The sequence below is a fragment of the Indioceanicola profundi genome, assembly GCF_003568845.1.
Taxonomy (GTDB): Bacteria; Pseudomonadota; Alphaproteobacteria; order Azospirillales; family Azospirillaceae; genus Indioceanicola; species Indioceanicola profundi.
Genome location: NZ_CP030126.1, coordinates 2,559,495 through 2,582,500, shown reverse-complemented (window position 1 = coordinate 2,582,500; position 23,006 = coordinate 2,559,495). Strand labels below are relative to the sequence as shown.

Here is a 23,006-nt window from a genome sequence, read left to right as displayed (position 1 = left end):
CAGAAACTCCTCGAACAGCATGGCCTTTTCGGCCAACGCCATGGTCTCCGCCTTGTCCAGCCGCAAGGCCTTGTACTCGTCGCGCAGGGTCAGCAGGCAGGAGGGCTCCAGCCCCACCACCGGCATGCCCGCCGCCACCTTCGGCCCGAGTGCGGCCAGCATGCGGCGGGCTTCCACCCGCGCCTCATCCACAAGGCCGGAGGCGAGGAAGGTGCGGCCGCAGCAGAGCGGGCGGCCCTCCACCATCTCCGGCAGGTGGACGCGGTAGCCGGCCGCGACCAGCACCTTCAGCGCGGCGCGCAGATTCTCCGGCTCGAACCACCTGTTGAAGGTGTCGGGGAACAGCACGACGTCGCCGGCGGCGCCGGTGCCGTGAACGCCCGTTTCCAGGAAGGGGCGGGAGGACCATTCCGGCAGCTTGCGGCTCGCCGCGAAGCCAGCCACGCGCTGGCTGAAGGCGGCCAAGCCGGGAATGCGGTCGCGGAGGTTCAGCAGGGGAGCCACCCGGCGCGCCGTGGGAGCGTAGCGCGGCATATAGGCGATCAGCCGGTCGCGCAGGGTGATGCCGTGGCGCTTCGCCCGCTGGGCCGAGACCTCCACCTTCATGCGCGCCATGTCGACGCCGGTCGGGCACTCCCGCTGGCAGCCCTTGCAGCCGACGCAGAGGGCCAGCGTCTCCTTGGTTCCTTCCGACACCAGCGCGTCGGGTCCCAACTGGCCGGTGATGGCGAGGCGCAGCGTGTTGGCCCGGCCGCGGGTCACATGCTGCTCATCCTTGGTGGCGCGGTAGCTGGGGCACATCACGCCGGGGTCGGACTTCCGGCAGGTGCCGTTGTTGTTGCACATCTCCACCGCGCCCAGGAACCCGCCCCAGTCGGACCAATCCAGCTCGGTCTCGATGGGCTGACTGGCATAGCCGGGCTTGTAGCGGAACAGGGTGCGGTCGTCGAAGCGCGGCGGGTTGACGATCTTGCCGGGATTCATGAAGCCGGCCGGGTCGAAGGCGGCTTTCACCTCGCCAAACGCCTGGACAAGCCGGCTGCCGAACATGGGCTCATGCCATTCGGAGCGCACCAGCCCGTCGCCATGCTCCCCGGAGTGGGAGCCCTTGTACTCGCGGACCAGGGCGAAGGCCTCCTCCGCGATGGCGCGCATGGTCTTCGCCCCTTCCTCCGTCTTCAGGTTCAGGATCGGGCGGACATGCAGGCAGCCTTCACTGGCATGGGCGTACCAGGTGCCGTTGGTGCCGTATTTGTGGAAGATGGCGGTGAGGCGGTCGGTGTAGTCGGGCAGATGCTCCAGCGCCACCGCGCAGTCCTCGATGAAGGAGACGGGTTTGCCGTCGCCCTTCATGGACATCATGATGTTCAGACCGGCCTTGCGCACATTCCAGATGGCGGCCTGCTCGGCCGGCGGCACCACATCCACCACGCTGTCGGCCCCGTGGCCCAGATCGGCCATCAGCTCATGCAGCGTGGCGAGGTGCTTCAGCTCCGGATCCAGCTCGGGACCGGAGAACTCGACGAAGAGCAGCGCCTCCGGCTCGCCCCTGATGCAGCGGTCCATGACGGGGCGGAACAGTTTGATCTCCCGCCCCAGCTCGATCATGGTGCGGTCCACCAGCTCCACCGCCGCGGGGCGCAACTGCTCCACGATGGGCTTCGCCGCCTCCATGGCCTTGCGGAAGGTGGGGAAGTGGCAGATGCCCAGCACCTTGTGCTTGGGGATCGGCTGCAGATCGATCTCGATCCGCTGGAAGAAGGCCAGCGTGCCTTCGGAGCCGACCAGCAGCTTCGCCATATTGTGGCCGCCGCCGGCATCCTCCGGCGCCAGCCGGTCCAGATTGTAGCCGCCGACGCGACGCTGGATGCCGGGGAAACGCTCCCTGATCTCATCCTGCTCGCGGAAATACAGGGCGCGCAGCCGCTCCACCAGGGTGCGGTAGCGGTCGGGGCCGATGCCGTCCAGCCGGCCTGGCACGGGGCCGAACGCCGCCTGCGTGCCGTCCGCCAGCACGGCGTCAATGGCGCGGACATTGTGCACCATGTTGCCGTAGCGCAGGGACCGGGTGCCGCAGGAATTGTTTCCCGTCATGCCGCCGATGGTGGCCTGGGAGCTGGTGGAGACATCGACCGGGAAGAACAGGCCGTGCTTCTTGAGCTGGGCGTTGAGCTCATCCAGCACGATGCCGGGCTCGACCACCGCCACCCGCCGCTCCACATCCAGGGAGACAAGGCGGTTCAGCCGCTTGGAGCAGTCCAGCACCAGCGCCTCGCCCACCGTCTGGCCGCACTGGCTGGTGCCGCCGCCGCGGGGCAGGATAGGCACGCCGGACTCCCGCGCCGTCTCCACCGCGATGGCGACATCCTCCGCGCTCTCCGGGATCACCACGCCCACCGGTTCGATCTGGTAGATCGAGGCGTCGGTAGAATAGCGCCCGCGGGAGAAGGCGTCGAACTTCACTTCCCCCTTGATGCGCCGGCGCAACCGGTCGGCCAGAGCGGTGTCGCCCTTGGCAACGGAAGAGGAGGGAGCGGGACCAAGCGGACGGCTGGTGTCGAGCGGCATGAGATATCCCCGAGCGACGCGGAAGAACGACGAGTATGGCAAAGCGTTTTTAATTTTGCATGCAAAATCCACTTGGGTTGTTGCTCATGATCTGGAAGAAGGCTGGGTAGCCCGGAATCGCCTGCACCTGTATGCGACAGCGCGCCGCAGATTCCGCTTGCGATACAAAATTTTGAATGCAAAATGGCTGCGGGAACATAACAACGAGGAAACGCCATGGCTTCGCGCAGCGGCCGCCACTTCCTTCAGATCCCCGGCCCGACCAATGTCCCCGACCGCGTGCTGCGGGCCATGGACATGCCGACCATGGACCATCGCGGCCCGGAGTTCGGTGTGCTGGGTCGGGAAATCCTGGCCAATCTGAAGCCGGTCTTCGCCACCAGCGGTCCGGTCATCGTCTATCCCGGCTCCGGCACCGGCGCCTGGGAAGCGGCCATCGTCAACACGCTGTCGCCGGGCGACAAGGTGCTGATGGTCGAGACCGGGCACTTCGCCACGCTCTGGCACAAGATGGCCCTGCGCTTCGGGCTGAAGCCGGAATTCGTGCCCGGCGACTGGCGGCATGGCGTCGATCCCGATGTGATCGAGACCAAGCTGGCCGAGGACAAGGCGCACGAGATCAAGGCCGTGATGGTGGTCCATAACGAGACCAGCACCGGCGTGACCAGCCGCATCCCGCTGGTCCGCAAGGCCATCGACAATGCCAACCACCCCGCACTGCTGCTGGTGGATACGATCTCCTCCCTGGCCTCCATCCGCTACGAGCATGAGGCCTGGGGCGTCGACGTCACCGTGTCCGGTTCGCAGAAGGGGCTGATGTTGCCGCCGGGCCTGGGCTTCAACGCCATCTCGGAAAAGGCGATCGCTGCTTCCAAGACCAACAAGATGCCCCGGTCCTACTGGGACTGGGAGGAAATCCTGGCCGCCAACAAGACCGGCTACTGGCCCTATACCCCGGCCACCAACCTGCTCTACGGCCTGAACGAAGCGCTGAAGATGCTGCTGGAGGAGGGGATGGACAATGTGTTCGCCCGCCACGACCGGCATGCGGAAGCCACCCGCCGCGCCGTGCGGGCCTGGGGGCTGGACATCCTGTGCCAGAACCCGGCCGAATACTCCTCCTCCCTCACGGCCATCCTGATGCCGCAGGGGCACGACGCCGACGCGCTGCGCCGGATCATCCTGGACGCCTTCGACATGTCGCTGGGCGCCGGGCTGGGCAAGGTCGCGGGCAAGGTGTTCCGCATCGGGCATCTGGGCGATTTCAATGACCTGACCCTGATGGGCACGCTGTCCGGCGTGGAAATGGGCCTGAGCATGGCCGGCGTTCCGCACCAGACCGGCGGAACCACGGCGGCAATGGCTTACCTTGCCGAGCAGAAGACCGCCGCAAAGACCGCCGCGGCGGCCTGAAGAACGGGGAATCCAATCCCCGCCGATCAATGAACAGAAACCGGGAGAAACGTCATGGGCTTTATGCGCAAGGGGCTGTTCGCGTCCCTACTCGTCTCCGGCATGCTGACGGCCGGGGTGGCCGCGGCGCAGGTCGAGGTCAAGCTCGGCCATGTGGGTGAGCCGGGTTCCCTCTTCGACCAGAGCGCCCAGGAGTTCGCCCGCCGGGCGAACGAGAAGCTCGGCGACAAGGCCAAGGTCGTGGTCTACGGCTCCAGCCAGCTCGGCGGCGACAGCGAGATGCTGAAGAAGCTGAAGCTGGGCACCATCGATCTGGCGCTCCCCTCCACGGTGATGAGCTCCGAGATCCCCGCTTTCGGCGTGTTCGAGATGCCCTATCTCGTCAATGACCGCGAGCACATGGTGAAGATCCGCGAGCAGATCGTGAAGCCGCAGCTCTTCCCGGCGGCCGAGAAGCGCGGCTACCACATCCTGGGCGTCTGGGAGAACGGCATCCGCCACATCACCAACAACAAGCGCCCGATCGAGAAGCCGGGCGACCTGTCCGGCATCAAGCTGCGCGTGCCCCAGGGCGTGTGGCGCGTGAAGATGTTCCAGGCCTACGGCGCGAACCCCAGCCCGATGGCGCTGTCCGAGGTGTTCGTGGCGCTGCAGACCGGCGTCATGGACGGGCAGGAGAATCCCTTCGCCCAGATCTACCCCTCCCGCTTCCAGGAGGTGCAGAAGTTCCTCTCCCTCACCGGCCATGTCTACACGCCGGCCTACCTGACGGCCGGCCGTAGCTGGAACCGGCTGCCGGAGGATGTCCGCAAGGTGCTGGACGAGACGGCCACGGAGGTCGAACCCTTCGTGCTCGAGACCGCAGCCCGTCTCGACGACGAGCTGCTGGCCAAGCTCAAGGAGGCCGGCATGCAGGTGAACGAGGTCGACAAGGAGGCCTTCGTCGCCGCCAGCCAGGGCGTCTATGACGAGTTCGCGGACGAGGTGCCGGAAGGCCGCGACATGATCGTCAAGGCCCGCAGCCTGGCCGGCGGTTCCTGATCTCCGGGTCGCGGAGGGGCCGGCCAAGGGCCGCGCCTCTCCGCCGCTCTTCGCCCTTTCCCTTCCGCGAACCTGGGAGATATCCCGTGACGTTGGATCGTGTGCGCGCCGCCTTCGAACGGTTGCTCGAGGCCATCGTGCTGGTGCTCATGGCGGGGCTGACCCTGCTGATCATCTGCGGTTTCGTGTTCCGCTACCTGGGCTCCTCGCTCACCTGGTACGACGAGGTGGCCGGGATCGGCCTCGCCTGGCTGACCTACTATGGAGCGGCCCTGGCCGCGCTACGGGGGGCGCATATCGGCTTTCCGGGCATGGTCAACGCCTTCCCCCGGAACCTGCGGGTGGCGGCGACCATCTTCGCCGAATTCTGCGTCTTCGCCTTCTTCGGCCTGCTGGCCTGGACGGGCTGGGAGGTGCTGGTGATCCTGGAAGGCGGCACGCTGGTCAGCCTGCCCTCGGTCTCCCAGCAGCTTACGCAGTCGGTCATTCCGATCGGCGCCGTGCTGTTCATGGTGGCGGAGGCCCTGCGCCTGCCCAAGGTGCTGAAGGATGCCCGCGGTCACGGCTTCATCGACCATGAGCTGGAGGAAGCCCTGGGCGAGGAGCTGGTGCGCGAGCAGGAGAAGGCTGGCAAGCCGGCGAAGCCGGCCGTCACTGTCGTCCAGACCGGCGGCGGCACGGCCCCGCTGCAGCCCGCGACCCTGCGCAATGGAGGCCACGCATGACCATCGGCTACATGCTGGCGGGGTTGATGGGCCTCGTCTTCCTCAACGTTCCCATCGCCGTGGCCCTCGGGCTGGTCGCGACCCTGGCAATCATCATCATGCAGGGCAGCGACATGCTGCCGAACGTGGCGCTGGTGATGTTCGACGGCGCCACCAACTTCCCGCTTCTGGCGATCCCGCTGTTCATCCTGGCCGGCGCCATCATGAACAGCTCCAGCATCTCCCGCCGGCTGGTCGCCTTCGCCCAGTCGCTGTTCGGCTTCATCCGCGGCGGCCTGTCGATGGTGACCATCGGCGCCTCCATGTTCTTCGCGGAAATCTCGGGCTCCGCCGTGGCCGGCGTGGCGGCCCTGGGGACAATTCTGATCCCCGGCATGCGCAAGCGCGGCTACAGCAAGGAATTCGCGGCGGCCATCTGCTCCTCCGCTTCCAGCCTCGCCATCATCATCCCGCCCTCCATCCCCATGATCCTCTACGCGGTCATGTCGGAAACGTCGGTGGTGAAGATGTTCGTGGCGGGCATCCTGCCCGGCATCCTGGGCGCGTTCGGCCTGGCGCTGGCCGCCTATATCCAGGCGCGCCGCTACGACTTCCCGGTGGAGGAGCGGTTCCAGCTCTCCCGCGTCTGGGCGACCTTCAAGGATGCCGGCTGGGCGCTGATGCTGCCGGTCATCATCCTGGGCGGCATCTTCAGCGGCATGGTCACGGCCACCGAGGCCGCCGGCCTGGCCGTCGCGGCGGCGTTGTTCATCAGCATCGTCATCTACCGTGAGCTGGACCTCTCGGCCCTGAACAAGGCCTGCATCGACGGCGGCGTGCAGACCGCGGTGGTGATGCTGCTGGTCGCGGCTTCCGCCCTGATCGGCACCTTCCTGACGGAAGCTCAGGTGCCGCAGCAGCTCGCCATGGCCATCGCCTCCATCTCCGACAACAAGTATGTGGTGCTGGCGCTGCTGAACATCGCCTTCCTGATCCTGGGCATGTTCCTGCACTCCGCCGCGGCCATCATCCTGGTTGTGCCGATCGTGATGCCGCTGGTCCACACGCTGGGCATCGATCCGGTCCATTTCGGCCTGATCGTCACGCTGAACCTCGCCATCGGGCAGCAGACCCCGCCGGTCGCCAGCGTGCTGATCGCCGCCTGCTCCATCGCCAAGTCCGACATCTGGGAGACGAGCAAGGTCAACATGCCCTTCATCATCGCCCTGCTGATCGTGCTGATGATCTGCACCTACGTCCCGTGGCTGGCCCTGGCGCCGGTCCACCTGTTCTACGGTTGAGGAGGGTTCGACGGTGGAACAGGATGAACTGCTGGTCCAGCGCGACGGCGACATCGTCACCCTGGTGCTGAACCGCCCGCACAAGCTCAACGCCATGACCAAGACGCTCTGGCAGGCGTTGGGCGACGCGGTCCTGGCGGCGGATGCGGATGACAGCGTGCGGGCCGTCGTGCTGCGCGGGGCGGGGGGCAAGTCCTTCAGCCCCGGCAACGACATCGCCGAGTTCGAGACCCAGCGCTCGAACGTGGAGCAGGCCAGGGCCTATGGCGCGATCATGCACCGGACCCTGTCGGCCCTGCGCGACTGCCGCCACCCGACGCTGGCCCTGATCGAGGGGATCTGCGTCGGCGGCGGCATGGAGATCGCGGCCACCTGCGACCTCCGCATCTGCGGGGAGGGGAGCCGGTTCGGCGCCCCGATCAAGAATCTCGGCCTCGTCATGGCCTATCCGGAGATCGAGGCGCTGCTGCGCTTGGTCGGCCGGGCGGCAGCGCTGGAAATCCTGCTGGAAGGCCGGGTCTTCGGGGCGCAGGAGGCCAAGGAGAAGGGCCTTGTCACCCGCATCGTCCCGGATGCCGATGTGGAGAAGGAATCCTATGAGGCCGCCCGCCGCATGGCCGAGGGCGCGCCGCTGGTGGCCCGCTGGCACAAGCGCTTCATCGACCGGCTGGAGCGCGGCGGGCCGCTGACGGAGGATGATCTGGAGGAAGGCTACGCCTGCTACGGCACGGAGGACTTCCATATCGGCCGCCGCGCCTTCCTGGCGAAGGAGAAGCCGAAGTTCGTGGGCCGCTGACCCGCACCCCCCGTCCGGGCACCGGAACAAGAGGAATCGCGACGTGCAGGATCAAGCCGAAACCCGCCGCTCCGGCCCCCTGGCCGGCCTCAAGGTGGTGGAGCTGGCGCACATCATGGCCGGGCCGGTCTGCGGGCTGATGCTGGCCGACATGGGCGCCGACGTGGTGAAGGTGGAGAAACTGCCCGGCGGCGACGACAGCCGCCGGATGGTGCCGCCGCTCCAGGGCGACCAGTCCGCCGCCTACATGATGATGAACCGCAACAAGCGGGGCATCGCGCTGGACCTGAAGAGCGCCGGCGGCAAGCGGGTGCTGACCCGGCTCCTGGAAGGGGCCGACGTGGTGATCGAGAATTACCGCCGCGGCACCATGGAGAAGCTGGGCTTCGGTCCGGAGGAGCTGGAGCGCATCAATCCGCGCCTGATCTATTGCGAGGTCAGCGGCTTCGGCCGGTCCGGCCCGCTGGCGGATGCCGGCGGCTTCGACCTGATCGCCCAGGGCATGAGCGGGCTGATGAGCATCACGGGCGAAGCGCCGGGCCGCCCGCCGGTGAAGGTGGGCGCCCCCGTCACCGACATCACCGCCGGCCTGCTGGCCACCATGGGCGTGCTGGCGGCCTTGCAGGAGCGCAACCGCTCCGGCAAGGGGCAGCGGGTCGACACTAGCCTGTTCGAGGCCGGGATCATCCACACCTACTGGCAGTCGGCCATCCGGCTGGCCACCGGCACTGACCCCGGCCCCATGGGCAGCGCCCACCCGCTGAACGGGCCCTATCAGGCGTTCCAGACGGCGGATGGCTGGATCAATATCGGGGCGGCGAACCAGAACAACTGGCTGCGCCTGCTGCAGGCCATCGGCGCGCCCAGTCTGGCGGACGATCCCCGTTTCAAGGACAATGCCGCCCGCATGGCCCATCTGGCCGAGCTGGAGCAGGTGCTGACGGAAATCTTCCGCACCCGCGGCACCGAGGACTGGCTGGAAACGCTGAAAACCGCCGGCGTGCCCGCCGGGCCGGTGCTCTCCATCGGGGAGATGCAGTCCCATCCGCAGACGGTCGCGCGGGAGATGGTGCCCACCGTCACCCATGCCACGCTGGGCGAGATGAAGACGCTGGGCCTGCCGATCAAGTTCAGCCGCACCCCCGGCAAGGTCGCCGGCGGCGCCCCCATCCTGGGCCAGCACAGCCGCGAGGTGATCGAGGAACTCGGCCTCGGCGGCGAGGCGGACGGGCTCTTCGCGGAAGGAGCTGTGGCGTGAGCGCGCTGTCCATGCGTCTGGAGGAAGCGTACCGCGGCGGGCGGATGTTGGACGGGCTGGAGCCGGACGTGGCCCCCGCCGATCTGGCCGCCGCCTACGCCGCACAGGCCGAACTCGCCGCCCGGCTGGGGCCGGTGGGCGGCTGGAAGTCGGGGGCCAAGGGCCTGACCGGGCCGATGGCGGGCAGCGCCCTTCCGGCCTCCGGCTTCGCTGCCAGCCCGGCCCGCATTCCGGCACAGGGGCTGAACCGCCGGGGCGTGGAGGTGGAGGTGGCCTTCCGCTTCGGCCGCGACCTGCCGGCGCGCGAGCGGCCCTACAGCCGGGACGAGCTGATCGCCGCCTTCGACGCCGTGATGCCGGCGCTGGAGGTGGTGGACAGCCGCTTCGCCAACTATCCCGACATTCCCACCGCCTGGCAGGTCGCCGACTTCCAGAACCATGCCCGCCTCGTCCTGGGTGAGGCCAGGCCCGATCCCGCCGGCTTCAACCTGGACGACGTCTTCGCCACGCTGACCGTCGACGGAGAGGTCCGGGTGGAGCAGGCGAACGGCAACCCCGCCGTGGACGCGCTGCGCCCCGTGCTCTGGCTGGTCAATGAGGGGCCGGGCCGCACGCTGGGCATCCAGGCCGGGCAGGTGGTGACCACCGGCACCCTGACCGGCCTGATCTTCGTCCCGCCCGGCAGCCGGGTGGAGGGGGAGGTCCGGCACCTCGGCCGGGTCGAGGCGGTGTTCGATTAGCTTCCAAGGGCCGGCGGCGATGTGCCCTGCGGATGGCTGACCGGCACGATCCGGGACGGTGGGTGTGACCGCCGTCGCAGGACGGGCCGGTATGGCGGCTGTTAGGTTCGGCTGAACGTTCCAGTCGCCCGCAGCAATGGTGCAGCCATGATTCCCTTTTCCGTCCTGGACCTTTCCCCCATCCCGGAAGGGGCCGAAGCGTCCCAGGCCTTCCGCAACACGCTGGATCTGGCCCAGCATGCGGAACGCTGGGGCTACAAGCGCTACTGGCTGGCCGAGCATCACAACATGCCGGGCATCGCCAGCGCCGCCACCGCGGTGGTGATCGGCCATGTGGCCGGCGGAACCAGCACGATCCGCGTCGGCTCCGGCGGCATCATGCTTCCCAACCACGCCCCGCTGGTGGTGGCGGAGCAGTTCGGCACGCTGGAATCCCTCTATCCCGGCCGCATCGACCTCGGCCTCGGCCGGGCACCCGGCACCGACCAGCGCACGGCGCACGCCCTGCGCCGCAATCTGGCCGGCAGCGACGACAGCTTCCCCCAGGACGTGCTGGAGCTGATGGCCTATTTCCGGGAGGCGCATCCCGGCCAGCCCCTGCGCGCCGTTCCGGGCGCCGGGCTGAACGTGCCGATCTGGCTTCTCGGCTCCAGCCTGTTCAGCGCGCAGTTGGCGGCCCAGCTCGGCCTGCCCTTCGCCTTCGCCTCCCACTTCGCGCCCGACCGCATGATGGACGCGCTGGAAATCTACCGCGCCCGCTTCCAGCCCTCCGCCGCCCTGGACAAGCCCTATGCCATGGTCGGGCTGAACGTCATCGCGGCGGATACGGATGAGGAGGCGCGGCGGCTCTTCACCTCGCTTCAGCAGCAATTCGTCAATCTGCGCCGGGGCGTGCCCGGCAAGCTGCCGCCGCCGCTGGACACGATGGAGGGCCGCTGGTCGCAGATGGAGAAGGCGGGGGTGGAGCATGCGCTCGCCTGCTCCGCCATCGGCGCGCCGGACACGGTGCGGCGGGGCATCGAGACCTTCATGGAGCTGACCAACGCGGACGAGATCATGGTGACGGCCCAGGTCTACGACCATGCCGCGCGTCTCCGCTCCTTCGAGATCACGGCCGAAATCCGCGACGCCATCACTGCCCAGGCGGCATGACGGTCCCCTCTCCCCCGCGGGGTGAGGGCAGGGGTGAGGGGGTGGCGGAGCCTTCGCGGGCCTGATCCTGCGAAGGCCGCCCCCTCTCTCGACCCCCTCCCCGCGGGGGAGGGGAGGGTACAATCCAAAACCCCCATTATTTTCCCGCGCACCTGTCGGGGCGGGGCATACTCGAACGTCCTTTGGGCAGAAGGAAGGTTCGACATGCACTACGCACTGCTTTGCTACCACTCCGAAGACGTCGTCTGCTCCTGGACCAAGGAGGAGGATGAGGCCGTCATGGCCAAGCTGGCCGTGGTGCAGGAACGGCTGGCGGCCGCGGGCAAGCTGGGTCCCGTGGTCCGGCTGCTGCCCACCACGGCCGCCACCACCCTGCGCAAGAGCAGCGACCCGCCGCTGGTGATCGACGGCCCCTTCGCGGAAACCAAGGAGCAGCTCCTGGGCTTCTACGTGGTCGACGTCGAGAATCTGGAAGAGGCGCTGGAGATCGCCCGCGACCTCGGCCGGGCCAATCCGGGCGGGTCCTATGAGATCCGGCCCATCGGCCTGTTCTTCCCCGGACAGCCCGCGCCATGACCGACCCCGCCTGGATCGACGCCGCGCTGACGGCGGCCCGGCCCCAGGCGGTGGGGGCCTTGCTCTGCTACTTCCGCGACCTGGACGCGGCGGAGGAGGCATTCCAGGAGGCCTGCCTGCGGGCGCTGAAGCACTGGCCGCAGAACGGACCGCCGCGCGATCCGGCGGCCTGGCTGATCTTCGTCGGCCGCAACGTCGCCTTGGACCAGGTGCGCCGCGGCAGCCGGCAGACGGCACTTCCGCCGGAGGAGGCGCTGTCCAACCTGGAGGATGCGGAAGCCGAGATCGCCGAGCGGATGGATGGCGACCGCTACCGCGACGACGTCCTGCGCCTGCTTTTCATCTGCTGCCATCCGGAGCTGCCGGCCACCCAGCAGATCGCGCTGGCCCTGCGCATCGTCTGCGGCCTGTCCGTCCGCCAGATCGCCCGCGCCTTCCTGGTGGGGGAGAGCGCCATGGAACAGCGCATCACCCGTGCCAAGTCCCGCATCGGCGGGGCCGGCGTGCCCTTCGAAGCGCCGGGGGCGGTGGACCGGGCGGAGCGGCTGGGGGCCGTTGCCGCCATGATCTACCTGCTGTTCAACGAGGGCTATTCCGCGACGGGGGAGGCGGTGGCGGCCCGCGCGCCCCTGTGCGACGAGGCGATCCGGCTGGCCCGGCTGCTGCTGCGCCTGTTCCCGGCGGAGCCGGAGATCATGGGGCTTGCGGCGCTGATGCTGATCCAGCATTCCCGCGCACCGGCCCGGTTCGACACGGATGGCAACATCATCCTGCTGGAGGACCAGGACCGCAGCCGGTGGAATCCCAAGCCGATCGCCGAGGCCCTGGCCCTGATCGACAAGGCCATGCGCCACCGCACGCCCGGCCCCTACCAGATCCAGGCCGCCATCGCCGCCCTGCATGCCCGCGCGGCCCGCGCGGAGGATACGGACTGGGCGCAGATCGATCTGCTCTACGGCGCGCTGGAGCGCATGCAGCCCTCCCCCGTCGTCACGCTGAACCGGGCCGTGGCGGTGGCGAAGGCGCGGGGACCGCAGGCCGCGCTCGACATGGTGGAGCCGCTGGCGTCCAAACTGTCCGGCTATTTCAATTTCTTCGGCGTCAGGGGCGCGCTGCTGCTCCAGCTCGGCCGGGCGGGGGGGGCGAGGGAGGCGTTCGACCGCGCTATCGCGCTGGCCAACACGGCGGCGGAGGCCGCGCATATCCGCCAGCATCTGGACCGGCTGATGAAGGACAGCGTGTCCTGAAGAAATTTTCCGACTCCCTGTCGGCATCGGCCGGGCTCATTCGTCCTTGGGGCAGGCGAACGGAATGATCCGGAGCCCCGCCGGCAAAGGCGGAACAGGGAGACCGAGCATGACCACAGCGGAACTCGAGCAGCCGACCGAAACCGTCCAGCCGGAGGTGAAGGGCGGGGTGGTGCCCTATCTGGTGGTGGAGGGGGCGGTGAAGGCCGGCGACTTCTATGCCCGCGCCTTCGGCGCGCAGGAGGCCGGCCGCCATCCGGTGGATGAGCAGGGGCGGACCATGCACCTCCACCTCTGGATCAACGGCAATTCCGTCATGTTCAGCGATCCCTTCCCGGAACATTGCGGCGCCTCCGTACCCGCCCAGGGCTTCACCCTGCACATGCAGGTGGAGGATGTGGATGGCTGGTGGGAGCGGGCCGTGGCCGCGGGCTGCGAAGTGGTTCTGCCGCTCCAGCTCATGTTCTGGGGGCAGCGCTACGGGCAGGTGCGGGACCCGTTCGGCATCTCCTGGAGCCTGGCGGCGCCGATGCGCTGAACCACCGACGAGCAACGACAATCAGGCAGGAAAGCGAGATGACCCAGGACGCCCTGACGAACAGCAGCGCATCGGACGATGCGGCCTTCACCATCACCCGCGAGTTCGATGCCTCCCGCGAGGCGGTCTTCCGCGCCTGGACGGAGCCGGAGCAGCTTGAACGCTGGTGGGGGCCGGTGGGATTCGCCCTGACCGTGGCCGGGATCGATCCGCGGCCGGGCGGCACGTTCCTCTACCGCATGCGCAACGATGCCGGCTTCGACATGTGGGGCCGGTTCGTCTACCGCGAGATCGTGCGGCCGGAGCGGATGGTCTATGTCAGCTCCTTCTCCGACCCCAGCGGCGGCATCGTCCGGGCGCCCTTCTCCGCCGAATGGCCGCTGGAAACCCTCAGCACCATGGTGTTCGAGGATCTGGGCGGGCGGACGCGGCTCCACCTCCATGGCGTGCCGATCAATGCTGCGGAGGCGGAAATCCGCACCTTCAAGGCGGGGCACGAATCCATGCGCCAGGGCTGGGGCGGGACCATGGACCAGTTGGCAGCACATCTGGCGGGGTGACGGTTGCGGGGATGGAAGCCAGTTCGCCATTGCCCATCCACCGGTTTCACGCCAATGATCCGGCATGGAGCCGAATATCCAGGGCAGCGAATTCGCCCAATTGCGCGCCTTCGTCGCCGTCGCCGACCAGGCGAGCTTCAGCCGCGCGGCGGAGCAGTTGGGCATTTCCCCCTCCGCCCTCAGCCAGACCATCCGCGGGCTGGAGGAGCGGCTGGGCGTCCGCCTGCTGAACCGCACCACCCGTAGCGTCGCCCCGACGCCGGCGGGCGACGCGCTGCTTCAGCGGCTGCGTCCCGCCATGGCGGACATCGCGGCGGCGGTGGGCAGCGTGTCCCGCTTCCGCGACCGCCCCTCCGGCACCGTCCGGCTTCATTGCAGCCGGCTGGCCGGGGTGATCCATCTGGAACCGCTGCTGGCCGTCTTCCATGAGGCCCATCCGGACATCGTGCTGGACATCACGGCGGACGATGCCGTGGTGGATGTGGTGGCCGGCGGATTCGACGCCGCCATCCGCCCAGGCGAGGTGATCGAGCGGGACATGGTGGCGGTCAAGGTGGGGCGGGAGCACCGCCAGATCGCCGTCGCCGCCCCCGCCTATGTGGAGCGGCACGGCATGCCGGCGACGCCGCGCGACCTGCACGCCCATAGCTGCGTCCGCTGGCGCTGGGCGGGACGGCCGACGCCCTATAACTGGGAATTCTGCGAGAACGGCACCTGGTTCGAGGTGGCGGTGGAGGGGCCGCTGATCGCCAATTGCCGGAGCATGATGCTGCGCGCCGCACTGGACGGCGTCGGCATCGCCTTCCTGACCAATCTTGAGGTGGCGGAGCATGTGGCCGCCGGCCGGCTGGTGCCGATGCTGGAGGCGTGGTCGCAGCCCTATCCCGGCTATCACATCTGCTTTCCGCGGCAGCGCCAGATGGCGCCCGCCCTGCGCGCCTTCATCGATTTCCTGCGCGCCGCCGATGGAACGCCGCGGCGCTGATTATATAAGCCGGGCTTAAAAGCCTTGGCATAAGGCGGCCGATTATCCTGCGGGCCGTACCGGGCCATCTTCCTCCCACCACCCCGCCGGCGATTTCCGCCGGCCCTGGCAGGAGACATCGGATGACCCGGAAAATTTGGTTCATCACCGGCATCTCGCGCGGCTTCGGCTATGAGCTGGCCAAAGCCGTTCTCGACAAGGGCGATCTGGTCGTCGGCACCACCCGCGACGGAACCGTTCCGCCGCAACTCGCCCCGCATCAACTCGCCCACGGGGGGTTGACGGTCCTTCCCCTGGAGATGACCGATATCGGCGGCATCGAGCGCACCGTGGCGGAGGCCGCCGGCCTGCATGGGCGGATCGACGTCCTGGTCAACAATGCCGGCTACGGGCTGCTCGGCCCCGTGGCCGGGGGCACGGCGGCGGAGATCGAGCATGTGTTCGCCGTCAACGTCCATGGTCCCCTGGCGGTGATCCGGGCGGCGCTGCCGCTGCTGCGGGCGCAGGGCAGGGGGCACATCGTCAACATCTCCTCCATCGCCGGCATCGCCCCGGCCCCCGGTTCCGGCATCTATGCCGCGACCAAGGCTGCGCTCTGGGCGCTGTCACAGAGCTTGGCGCAGGAAGTGGCCCCGCTCGGCCTCTGGGTCACGGTGGTGTCGCCGGGCTCCTTCCGCACGGACTTCCTGTCCGGCCGGTCCATGCGCCGGACGGCGGGGGACGATGGCGGCTATGCGGAAAGCCGGCGCGTCCTGGACCTGCTCGCCGCTAAGGACGGACGGCAGGACGGCGACCCGGCGAGGGGCGCGCAGGCCATCATCCAGGCCGTGGAGGCCGACGAGCCGCCGCTGGACCTGCTGATCGGCGCCGATGCCTATGACCGCGCCCGCGTCCGGCTGAACCGGCTGGACGAGGATATGGAGCGGTGGGAAGCCGTCGGCCGCAGCACGGCCCATGCGGCGTGAAGGAGGAAGCAGGATGACCATCGCACGCGGCATCGCCACGGCCCTGACGGCCGTGATCTTCGCCACGCTTCCCGCTTTCGCCGAGAAAGGAACGGACATGACCGAGCAGAGCTTTGTCGGGATGTGGGTCACCGCAGACGGGCATATCAGGCACGAGCTGCTGCCCGACGGCCGCTATGTCGAGGCCCGCGGCCGGCGGGAAAAGGCCTATCAGGGCAGCTACACAATCACCGGCAACCATATCGACTATGTCGACGATACCGGCTTCACCGCCGACGGCGACTTTATCGACGGGGTCCTGCATCACGCCGGCATGGTGCTCTACCGCCAGCGCTGACCCCTCGTCCGAACCGGTGATTCAAACGCCCGGCCGCACCCGATGTGGCCGGAACGGGGATGCCCTGCCCAGTGCGCATCCCTGGACACACAGGAGACATGACATGAGCAAGGTCTGGTTCATCACCGGCGCATCCCGCGGCATCGGCCGCGAGGTGGCCAGGGCGGCGCTCGCGGCCGGCGACATGGTCGTGGCCACCGCCCGCAATCCGCAGCAGGTCGAGGCCGCTTTCCCCGGCGAGGCCGACCGCCTGCTGGCCCTGTCCCTCGACGTCACGGAGGAGGGGCAGTCCCAGGCCGCGGTGGATGCCGCCGTGGCCCGCTTCGGGCGCATCGACGTGCTGGTCAACAATGCCGGCTTCGGCCAGCTCGGCGCGTTCGAGGAGGTCGGGGCGGAGGACATCGTCCGGCAGTATGGGACCAATGTGTTCGGCCTGTTCAACGTGACCCGCGCCGTGCTGCCGGTCATGCGGCGGCAGCGCGCCGGGCGCATCTTCAACCTGTCCTCCATGGGCGGGACCAAGGGCTTCGCCGGGGCGTCCGTCTACTGCTCCACCAAATACGCGGTGGAGGGCTATTCCGAGAGCTTGGCGCTGGAAGTCGCCGAGTTCGGCATCCGCGTCACCATCGTGGAGCCCGGCTTCTTCCGCACCGACTTCCTGGATGGCAGCTCCGTGCGCTATGGGAGCAAGGTGATCGAGGATTATGTGCCGTCCTCCACCGCCCGCCGCGCCGCCTACGACCAGTACAGCCACCGTCAGGCCGGCGATCCCGCCAAGCTGGGCCGGGCTTTGGTGACCCTGGCGGGTGCCGCCGAGCCGCCGCTGCGCTATGCCGCCGGCACCGATGCGTTGGAGGGGATCGCCGCGACCCTGACGGCGCGGCTGGAGGAGCTGGAGCGCTGGCGCAGCCTCTCCGCCTCCACCGACATCGTCGAAAGTGCCGCCTGAACAGCCGGGGCGTCAGGGGCTGAGATGGCTTTTCAGCCCCGATGCCAGCCCGTCGAACACGGCGCGGCAGCGCGGGGTGCTGCGCAGATCCTCATGCATCACCAGCCAGGTGCCCAGGTTCAGCGCGAACCGGTCCGGCAACAGGCGGACCAGCCGGGGTTCGCGCCGGGCCAGCGGCACTTGGCAGACCCCGATGCCGAAGCCGGCCCGGATGGCGGCGAGTTGGGCCAGATCGCTGTCGGTGCGCAGCGCGAAGCGGGTCCGCTCCAGCCACGGCATCCGGCGCAGCACGTTGCGGATCGCCGGCGTTTCCCGGTCGAAGCCGATCAGGCTGTGATGCTCCAGCTCCTCCAGGGTCCGGGGCGTGCCGCGGCGGGCCAGATAGGCCGGATGGGCATGCAGCCCCAGCGGGATGTCGCCGATGCGGCGGACCACCAGCGCCTGCTGCACCGGCTCCACCATCCGCACCGCGATGTCGGCGTCGCGCTGCAGGATGTCCTCCACCTCGTTCGACAGGACCAGCTCCACGACCAGTCCGGGATGAAGCTCATGCAGGGTGGTGAGGATGGGGGGAAGCACCTCCGCCCCCACCACCTCGCTGGCGGTGACGCGCACCGTGCCGCGCACGGCATCCCCCTGGCCGGACGCCGCCCGCACCAGGGCCGCCGCCGTGGCGGCCAGCGCCTCCGCATAGGGTTGCAGCTCCAACGCCGCCTGCGTCGCCGCCAGCCCGCGCTGGGAGCGCAGGAACAGGGTGCAGCCCACGGCATCCTCCAGCATCGCCACATGGCGGGCGATGGTGGGCTGGGTCAGGTTCAGCGCGCGGGCGGCCCCCGACAGCGAACCCTCTCGCAGCACGGCCAGGAAGCTTCGGTACAGGTCCCAGCTTGGATCGGTCCGGCTCATAAATTTCTGTATAGCAAGCGCACGGAATTCAACAATTCCTTTCCAAGCCGAACGGGCCATCCTTTTGCCGACCGAGAGGATGGAAGGGACAGGACCATGACACGGAATCGGACGGCGCTGGTGCTGGGGGCTACCGGCGGGATCGGCGGGGAAATGGCGCGGCGGCTTGCCTCAAGCGGTTGGGCCGTGCGGGCGCTGCACCGCCGCCCGGCGGAGGCGTCGCGCGCGACCGGGCCGGAAAGCGGCATCTCCTGGGTCCAGGGCGACGCCATGCGGGCATCGGATGTCGCGGCGGCGGCGGAAGGGGCCGGCCTGATCGTCCATGCCGTCAACCCGCCCGGCTACCGGAAGTGGGAGGAGCTGGTGCTGCCGATGCTGGACAGCAGCATCCAGGCGGCCCGTGCGAACGGCGCACGCATCCTGCTGCCGGGCACGGTCTATAATTACGGCCCCGACGCCTTCCCCCTGATCGATGAGGATGCGCCCCAGAACCCCGGGACCCGCAAGGGCCGCATCCGGGTGGAGATGGAGCGGCGGCTGCGGGTTGCGGCGGGGCAGGGGCCCCGTGTGCTGATCGTGCGGGCCGGCGACTTCTTCGGCCCGCAGGCCGCCAACAACTGGTTCTCACAAGGGCTGGTGAAGCCCGGCCGGCCGGTCGCGACGATCACCAATCCCGGCCGGTGCGGAATCGGGCATCAATGGGCCTATCTGCCCGATGTCGCCGAAACCATGGTGCGGCTGGTGGATCGGGGCGATGCGCTGCCGGATTTCGCCAGCTTCCATATGGGCGGCCATTGGGATGCGGACGGCACCGCCATGGCGAACGCGATCCGCGACGCCGTTCCGGGGCGCAAGCCCAAGATACGGGCCTTCCCCTGGAGGCTGGTCCGGCTGGCCTCCCCGGTCGTGCCGCTGTTCCGGGAACTGGGGGAGATGCGCTATCTCTGGGAAAGGCCGGTGAGGCTGGACAATTCGCGGCTGGTGGCAGCGCTGGGGGAAGAGCCGCATACGCCGCTGGCGGAGGCCGTCCGCACCACGCTGTCCGGCCTCCGCAGCATCTAGGCGTTACTTCCCGGCCCGGGCGGCCAACCCCTTCAGCAGCGCCTCATGGAAGCGGTCCGGCGCTTCCACCTGGGGGGAGTGGCCAAGGTCCGGGAACTCCACCAGCGTGGCGTTGGGGATCGCTTCCGCCGCGCGGCGGCCCAGTTCGGGATAGTTGCCAAGCCGCTTCGCCACATCCTCCGGCGCACGGTTCGCGCCGGGGGCCGTGCGGTCGGTCTGGCCGATCAGCAGCAGGGTCGGCGGCTGGATGCGGGGGAACTCGTGCACCACCGGCTGGGTGAACACCATATCGGAGGTCAGCGCCTGGTTCCAGGCCACGCGCTCCTTCCCTTCGCCCTTGTACATGCCGGCCAGCATGGCGACCCAGCGGTCATATTCGGGCCGCCAGTCGCCGTCATAATAGACGCGCTGCTGATAGGCCTTGATGCTGTCGAAGCTGGTCTTCAGCTCATTCTGGTAGGCTTGGTCGATGGCGGCGTAGGGCACGCCCTCCGCCCGCCAATCCTCCAGCCCGATGGGGTTGACGAGGACGAGCTGCTCCACCGTCTCCGGGAACATCAGGGCATAGCGGGACGCCAGCATGCCGCCCATGGAATGGCCGACGATGGTGGCCCGCTCCACCCCGCGGGAGGTCAGCAGCGCATGGGTGTTGGCGGCGAGCTGGTCGAAGCTGAACTGGTACCGCTCCGGCTTGGTGGATTTGCAGAAGCCGATCTGGTCGGGGGCGATCACGCGGTAGCCGGCCTCGGCCAGGGTGGCGATGGTGGCCTCCCACGTCGCCCCGCAGAAGTTCTTGCCGTGCAGCAGCACCACCGTCCGCCCGTTGGCCTGGCCCGTCGGGGCCACGTCCATGAAGGCCATCTGCAAGTCCTGCCGCTGGGAGGTGAGGGCGAACCGCTCCACCTCGTGCGGGTAGTCGAACCCCTCAAGCTCCGCCCCATAGGCCGGGACATCGGCGGACTGGGCCCACGCCGCGGCGGGGCAGAGTGCGGCGAGCAGGATCGCGAACAGCCTCTTCATCGGATAGACAAGCTCCTTCCAGGTCTGACGGTGCGGGACATGGCGGGTCCAACAGAGTCGGCACCGGCATGGCTATTGTGAAATCCGTGCCGCCTCGCAGTTACTTAGGTGAGGAGCCACAGCGGCTCCGCAAGGAGGAAAGCGATGAGCAAGTTCAAGGTGGCCGTGATCGTCGGCAGCAACCGCCGGGACTCCATCAACCGCAAGCTGGCCCGGGCCATGACCGGGCTGGTGGAGAGCAGGCTGGAGTTCGAGTTCGTCGGGATCGACGAACTTCCCATGTATAACGCCGATCTGGAGGGCAACCGGCCGGACAGCGTCAATCTTTTCACCAGCCGGATCGCGGCGGCGGACGCCGTCTTCGTGGTGACGCCGGAGCATAACCGCTCCATCCCCGCCGTGCTGAAGAACGCCATCGACTGGGGCTCCAAGCCGGCCGGGCAGAATGTCTGGAAGGGCAAGCCGGCGGCCATCACGGGCACCTCCCCCGGCGCCATCGGCACGGCGGTGGGCCAGCAGCATCTGCGCCAGATTCTGGCCGTGCTCGGCAGCACCGTGATGGGCGGGGAGGCTTATATCTCCTTCAAGCCCGACCTGATCGACGCCAGCGGCGCGATCACGAACGACAGCACCCGCGGCTTCCTCCAGGCCTATATGGACGGGTTCGCGGAGCTGGTGTCCAAGCTGGCGCCGGCGCGCTAGGCATCGATTTTCCAGTGCGGTAGCGGCTCAGGGCCGGCGGGAATCGGATATTCCCGCCGGCCCTGATCATTTTGGAAGAGCCGTCCGTCCGCGGTCGCGCGCGAAGCAAGCGCCGGACCAGCAGCCATTCGCCAGATGCATTGCGCGCAATACAACTGCGCTCGATCAAATAGCTTGCCGTCAATCGAATTGTGCGCAATCTTTCCTCTCACCGAACGGCCACGCCATCCTGCGGACCGGTCCAGGGAAGCCCCGAGGGGCGCCCGTCCAAGCGACAGGAGGAAAAGATGAACAAGATTCTCGCCGGTGTTTCCGCCGCCGCACTGCTCACCGCCGCCACTCCCGCCTTCGCGGCGGAGCCGGTGCTGGAGCCCAAGACCCAGGCCTTCATCGACCAGCTCGCCAAGGCCGACCTGGCCCCGATCTACACGCTGAGCTACGAGGATGCCCGCAAGGTCCTCGCCGGCGCCCAGTCCTCCGCGATCCCCAGCGCCGCCACCACGGTGGAGGATACCAGCTTCCCCGTCGGCCCGACCGGAAGCGTGAAGGTGCGCATCGTCCGGCCGGAAGGGGCCAAGGGCACGCTGCCGGTGGTCCTGTACTATCATGGCGGCGGCTGGGTGCTGGGCGACCGGAACACCCATGACCACCTGATCCGTGAGCTGTCCGCCGCCGCCAATGCCGCCGTGGTCTTCGTCGATTACGACCGGGCGCCGGAGGTGAAGTACCCCGACAATATCGAGCAGGCCTACGCCGCCGCGAACTATGTGGCCCAGCATGGGGCCAAGCTGAAGCTCGACGGCTCCCGCATCGCGGTGGCCGGCGACAGCGCCGGCGGCAACATGGCCGCCGCGGTGACCTTGCTGGCCAAGAGCCGCAAGGGGCCGGCGTTCCGGCACCAGGTGCTGTTCTACCCGGTGACGGACGATGTGTCGGAGAACGGCTCCTATACCCGCTTCGCCGACGGGCCGTGGCTGACCACGAAGGCCATGCACTACTTCATCGACGCCAACTACCCCGAGGCGTCCCGGAACGAGCCCACCGCCTTCCCGCTGAAGGCCAGCGTGGAGCAGTTGAAGGGCCTGCCGGAGGCCACCGTCATCGTCGCCGAGAACGATGTCCTGCGGGATGAGGGGGAGGCCTATGCCGCCAAGCTGGCCCAGGCCGGCGTGACGGTCACCTCCACCCGCTACAACGGCACCATCCACGACTTCGTGATGCTGAACGCGCTGGCCGACACGCCCGCCGCCAAGGGCGCCATCGCCCAGGCCGGGGCCGCGCTGAAATCCGCCCTCGCCAGGTAACCACGACCGATTTCCCCACCAGGGTGCGCCCGGCGGATGCCGCCGGGCCACCGATCCCGACCATACCCATCCGAGAAGGAAACCAAGCCATGATCCGCAATGCCCTGATCGCCGCCGCCATCTTGATCTCCGGCCCGGCCTTCGCCGAAACCTCCGTCCCGGTGCAGGACAGCGCCAACGCCGTCCAGGCCGCGGCCTCCGTGCCGACCTCCATCCCCGCGGAAGCCCGCAGCCGCATTGAGAACCTGCTGAAGAACGCCGACGCGGCCGAGACCGCAGGCGACCAGGTCCTCTCCAGCGCGTGGCAGCGGCTGGCCCGGGATGAGATCGAAGCGGCGGTGAACACCTCCGCCCAGATCGCCGAAGCCCGCTGACCGCCCGCCCCCCGATCCCCTGTTCGAACCTCGATCCTGCAACGCGGCGGCTGCGGTCGCCGCACCTGGGAAGGAATGAAGCCATGAAGACCCTCTACTCCACCACCGCGACCGCCACCGGAGGCCGGGACGGCCGCGCCGTGACCGATGACGGGCTGCTCTCCGTCGCCCTCGCCACGCCCAAGGAGCTGGGCGGCAAGGGCGGGGCCACGAACCCCGAGCAGCTGTTCGCCGCCGGCTATTCCGCCTGCTTCATCGGCGCGCTGAAATTCGTTGGCGCCCGCGACAAGATCGCCGTGCCGGCCGACGTGACCGTGACCGCCCAGGTCGGCATCGGCCCGCGCGATGATGGCGAGGGTTTCGGTCTTGCCGTGGACCTCACCGTCAACCTGCCCGGCGTGGACCGCGCCCAGGCGGAGGAGCTGGTGGCCCGCGCCCACCGCGTCTGCCCCTACAGCCATGCCACCAAGGGTAACATCCAGGTGACGACCACCATCGCCTGACCCGC

Annotated in this window: 24 protein-coding genes (1 of these 24 only partly in view); 21 read left to right on the top strand and 3 right to left on the bottom strand. The window is 68.6% G+C overall.

The window, feature by feature from the left end; genetic code table 11:
* Positions 1-2,568, bottom strand: partial view of an FAD-binding and (Fe-S)-binding domain-containing protein gene (locus DOL89_RS12305; RefSeq protein WP_119679425.1) — the 5' portion only. The gene continues 384 nt to the left of window position 1, outside the view; the window shows 2,568 of its 2,952 coding nt (coding positions 1-2,568); its start codon is at positions 2,566-2,568; the stop codon falls past the left edge of the window.
* A 216-nt stretch (positions 2,569-2,784) separates the two neighbouring features.
* Between DOL89_RS12305 and DOL89_RS12300 the strand changes: the two genes are divergently transcribed.
* The 16 genes from DOL89_RS12300 (at position 2,785) to DOL89_RS12225 (ending at position 17,130) form a co-directional block, all read left to right on the top strand.
* A complete protein-coding gene (locus DOL89_RS12300; RefSeq protein ID WP_119679424.1) occupies positions 2,785-3,981 on the top strand; it encodes a pyridoxal-phosphate-dependent aminotransferase family protein in 1,197 nt (398 codons plus the stop codon).
* Positions 3,982-4,035: 54 nt separating this feature from the next.
* Complete coding sequence (locus DOL89_RS12295) at positions 4,036-5,022, top strand: TRAP transporter substrate-binding protein (protein WP_119679423.1); 987 nt, start codon at positions 4,036-4,038, stop codon at positions 5,020-5,022.
* 86 nt (positions 5,023-5,108) lie between these two features.
* Positions 5,109-5,747 carry a TRAP transporter small permease gene (locus DOL89_RS12290; RefSeq protein ID WP_225889782.1) on the top strand — a complete coding sequence of 213 codons (639 nt, stop codon included), beginning with the start codon at positions 5,109-5,111 and terminating at the stop codon, positions 5,745-5,747.
* Positions 5,744-7,027, top strand: a complete 1,284-nt coding sequence (locus DOL89_RS12285) for a TRAP transporter large permease (protein ID WP_205574575.1) — start codon at positions 5,744-5,746, stop codon at positions 7,025-7,027. The genes DOL89_RS12290 and DOL89_RS12285 overlap by 4 nt, the downstream gene beginning before the upstream one ends.
* 13 nt (positions 7,028-7,040) lie before the next feature.
* Positions 7,041-7,823 carry an enoyl-CoA hydratase/isomerase family protein gene (locus tag DOL89_RS12280; protein ID WP_119679422.1) on the top strand — a complete coding sequence of 261 codons (783 nt, stop codon included), beginning with the start codon at positions 7,041-7,043 and terminating at the stop codon, positions 7,821-7,823.
* A 43-nt stretch (positions 7,824-7,866) separates the two neighbouring features.
* The gene (locus DOL89_RS12275; RefSeq protein ID WP_225889781.1) at positions 7,867-9,081 is read left to right on the top strand and encodes a CaiB/BaiF CoA transferase family protein; all 1,215 of its coding nucleotides are present in this window, start codon (positions 7,867-7,869) and stop codon (positions 9,079-9,081) included.
* Complete coding sequence (locus DOL89_RS12270) at positions 9,078-9,821, top strand: 2-keto-4-pentenoate hydratase (protein WP_119679420.1); 744 nt, start codon at positions 9,078-9,080, stop codon at positions 9,819-9,821. The genes DOL89_RS12275 and DOL89_RS12270 overlap by 4 nt, the downstream gene beginning before the upstream one ends.
* Before the next feature lie 147 nt (positions 9,822-9,968).
* Positions 9,969-10,973 carry an LLM class flavin-dependent oxidoreductase gene (locus DOL89_RS12265; protein WP_119679419.1) on the top strand — a complete coding sequence of 335 codons (1,005 nt, stop codon included), beginning with the start codon at positions 9,969-9,971 and terminating at the stop codon, positions 10,971-10,973.
* Positions 10,974-11,177: 204 nt separating this feature from the next.
* Positions 11,178-11,549, top strand: coding sequence for a YciI family protein (locus DOL89_RS12260; protein ID WP_119679418.1), 372 nt, complete (start codon positions 11,178-11,180; stop codon positions 11,547-11,549).
* A complete protein-coding gene (locus DOL89_RS12255; protein WP_119679417.1) occupies positions 11,546-12,796 on the top strand; it encodes an RNA polymerase sigma factor in 1,251 nt (416 codons plus the stop codon). Before DOL89_RS12260 ends, DOL89_RS12255 begins: the two co-directional genes overlap by 4 nt.
* Positions 12,797-12,905: 109 nt before the next feature.
* Positions 12,906-13,334, top strand: a complete 429-nt coding sequence (locus DOL89_RS12250; protein ID WP_119679416.1) for a VOC family protein — start codon at positions 12,906-12,908, stop codon at positions 13,332-13,334.
* A gap of 38 nt (positions 13,335-13,372) precedes the next feature.
* Positions 13,373-13,894, top strand: coding sequence for an SRPBCC family protein (locus tag DOL89_RS12245; RefSeq protein ID WP_119679415.1), 522 nt, complete (start codon positions 13,373-13,375; stop codon positions 13,892-13,894).
* Between the two features lie 64 nt (positions 13,895-13,958).
* Complete coding sequence (locus DOL89_RS12240; RefSeq protein ID WP_119679414.1) at positions 13,959-14,879, top strand: LysR family transcriptional regulator; 921 nt, start codon at positions 13,959-13,961, stop codon at positions 14,877-14,879.
* 122 nt (positions 14,880-15,001) lie between these two features.
* Positions 15,002-15,844 carry an SDR family NAD(P)-dependent oxidoreductase gene (locus DOL89_RS12235; RefSeq protein ID WP_119679413.1) on the top strand — a complete coding sequence of 281 codons (843 nt, stop codon included), beginning with the start codon at positions 15,002-15,004 and terminating at the stop codon, positions 15,842-15,844.
* 13 nt (positions 15,845-15,857) lie between these two features.
* Complete coding sequence (locus DOL89_RS12230) at positions 15,858-16,181, top strand: Atu4866 domain-containing protein (protein ID WP_119679412.1); 324 nt, start codon at positions 15,858-15,860, stop codon at positions 16,179-16,181.
* Between the two features lie 103 nt (positions 16,182-16,284).
* Entirely contained in the window at positions 16,285-17,130 is an 846-nt protein-coding gene (locus DOL89_RS12225; protein ID WP_119679411.1) for an oxidoreductase, read from the top strand.
* Positions 17,131-17,142: 12 nt separating this feature from the next.
* Here DOL89_RS12225 and DOL89_RS12220 read toward each other — a convergent pair whose 3' ends face one another.
* The gene (locus DOL89_RS12220; protein ID WP_119679410.1) at positions 17,143-18,036 is read right to left on the bottom strand and encodes a LysR family transcriptional regulator; all 894 of its coding nucleotides are present in this window, start codon (positions 18,034-18,036) and stop codon (positions 17,143-17,145) included.
* 96 nt (positions 18,037-18,132) lie between these two features.
* Between DOL89_RS12220 and DOL89_RS12215 the strand changes: the two genes are divergently transcribed.
* Positions 18,133-19,098, top strand: coding sequence for an SDR family oxidoreductase (locus DOL89_RS12215; protein ID WP_119679409.1), 966 nt, complete (start codon positions 18,133-18,135; stop codon positions 19,096-19,098).
* 3 nt (positions 19,099-19,101) lie between these two features.
* Here DOL89_RS12215 and DOL89_RS12210 read toward each other — a convergent pair whose 3' ends face one another.
* Positions 19,102-20,118 carry an alpha/beta fold hydrolase gene (locus tag DOL89_RS12210; RefSeq protein ID WP_119679408.1) on the bottom strand — a complete coding sequence of 339 codons (1,017 nt, stop codon included), beginning with the start codon at positions 20,116-20,118 and terminating at the stop codon, positions 19,102-19,104.
* A gap of 144 nt (positions 20,119-20,262) precedes the next feature.
* Between DOL89_RS12210 and DOL89_RS12205 the strand changes: the two genes are divergently transcribed.
* From DOL89_RS12205 to DOL89_RS12190, 4 genes are all read left to right on the top strand, one after another.
* Complete coding sequence (locus DOL89_RS12205) at positions 20,263-20,820, top strand: NADPH-dependent FMN reductase (protein ID WP_119679407.1); 558 nt, start codon at positions 20,263-20,265, stop codon at positions 20,818-20,820.
* A 287-nt stretch (positions 20,821-21,107) separates the two neighbouring features.
* Complete coding sequence (locus tag DOL89_RS12200) at positions 21,108-22,124, top strand: alpha/beta hydrolase (protein WP_119679406.1); 1,017 nt, start codon at positions 21,108-21,110, stop codon at positions 22,122-22,124.
* An 89-nt stretch (positions 22,125-22,213) separates the two neighbouring features.
* Positions 22,214-22,498 (top strand): hypothetical protein, encoded by a 285-nt coding sequence (locus DOL89_RS12195; protein ID WP_119679405.1) that lies wholly within the window; start codon positions 22,214-22,216, stop codon positions 22,496-22,498.
* A gap of 83 nt (positions 22,499-22,581) precedes the next feature.
* Complete coding sequence (locus tag DOL89_RS12190) at positions 22,582-23,001, top strand: organic hydroperoxide resistance protein (protein WP_119679404.1); 420 nt, start codon at positions 22,582-22,584, stop codon at positions 22,999-23,001.
* The last annotated feature ends 5 nt before the right edge of the window (positions 23,002-23,006 follow it).

Bases quoted from the DNA above. Each gene is read 5' to 3' on its own strand.
- DOL89_RS12295 (WP_119679423.1), top strand. From the start codon at position 4,036: ATGGGCTTTATGCGCAAGGGGCTGTTCGCGTCCCTACTCGTCTCCGGC.
- DOL89_RS12225 (WP_119679411.1), top strand. From the start codon at position 16,285: ATGAGCAAGGTCTGGTTCATCACCGGCGCATCCCGCGGCATCGGCCGC.
- DOL89_RS12215 (WP_119679409.1), top strand. From the start codon at position 18,133: ATGACACGGAATCGGACGGCGCTGGTGCTGGGGGCTACCGGCGGGATC.
- DOL89_RS12190 (WP_119679404.1), top strand. From the start codon at position 22,582: ATGAAGACCCTCTACTCCACCACCGCGACCGCCACCGGAGGCCGGGAC.
- DOL89_RS12265 (WP_119679419.1), top strand. From the start codon at position 9,969: ATGATTCCCTTTTCCGTCCTGGACCTTTCCCCCATCCCGGAAGGGGCC.
- DOL89_RS12200 (WP_119679406.1), top strand. From the start codon at position 21,108: ATGAACAAGATTCTCGCCGGTGTTTCCGCCGCCGCACTGCTCACCGCC.
- DOL89_RS12230 (WP_119679412.1), top strand. From the start codon at position 15,858: ATGACCATCGCACGCGGCATCGCCACGGCCCTGACGGCCGTGATCTTC.
- DOL89_RS12300 (WP_119679424.1), top strand. From the start codon at position 2,785: ATGGCTTCGCGCAGCGGCCGCCACTTCCTTCAGATCCCCGGCCCGACC.
- DOL89_RS12195 (WP_119679405.1), top strand. From the start codon at position 22,214: ATGATCCGCAATGCCCTGATCGCCGCCGCCATCTTGATCTCCGGCCCG.
- DOL89_RS12260 (WP_119679418.1), top strand. From the start codon at position 11,178: ATGCACTACGCACTGCTTTGCTACCACTCCGAAGACGTCGTCTGCTCC.
- DOL89_RS12240 (WP_119679414.1), top strand. From the start codon at position 13,959: ATGGAGCCGAATATCCAGGGCAGCGAATTCGCCCAATTGCGCGCCTTC.
- DOL89_RS12205 (WP_119679407.1), top strand. From the start codon at position 20,263: ATGAGCAAGTTCAAGGTGGCCGTGATCGTCGGCAGCAACCGCCGGGAC.
- DOL89_RS12245 (WP_119679415.1), top strand. From the start codon at position 13,373: ATGACCCAGGACGCCCTGACGAACAGCAGCGCATCGGACGATGCGGCC.
- DOL89_RS12250 (WP_119679416.1), top strand. From the start codon at position 12,906: ATGACCACAGCGGAACTCGAGCAGCCGACCGAAACCGTCCAGCCGGAG.
- DOL89_RS12235 (WP_119679413.1), top strand. From the start codon at position 15,002: ATGACCCGGAAAATTTGGTTCATCACCGGCATCTCGCGCGGCTTCGGC.
- DOL89_RS12255 (WP_119679417.1), top strand. From the start codon at position 11,546: ATGACCGACCCCGCCTGGATCGACGCCGCGCTGACGGCGGCCCGGCCC.
- DOL89_RS12210 (WP_119679408.1), bottom strand. From the start codon at position 20,118: ATGAAGAGGCTGTTCGCGATCCTGCTCGCCGCACTCTGCCCCGCCGCG.
- DOL89_RS12220 (WP_119679410.1), bottom strand. From the start codon at position 18,036: ATGAGCCGGACCGATCCAAGCTGGGACCTGTACCGAAGCTTCCTGGCC.
- DOL89_RS12285 (WP_205574575.1), top strand. From the start codon at position 5,744: ATGACCATCGGCTACATGCTGGCGGGGTTGATGGGCCTCGTCTTCCTC.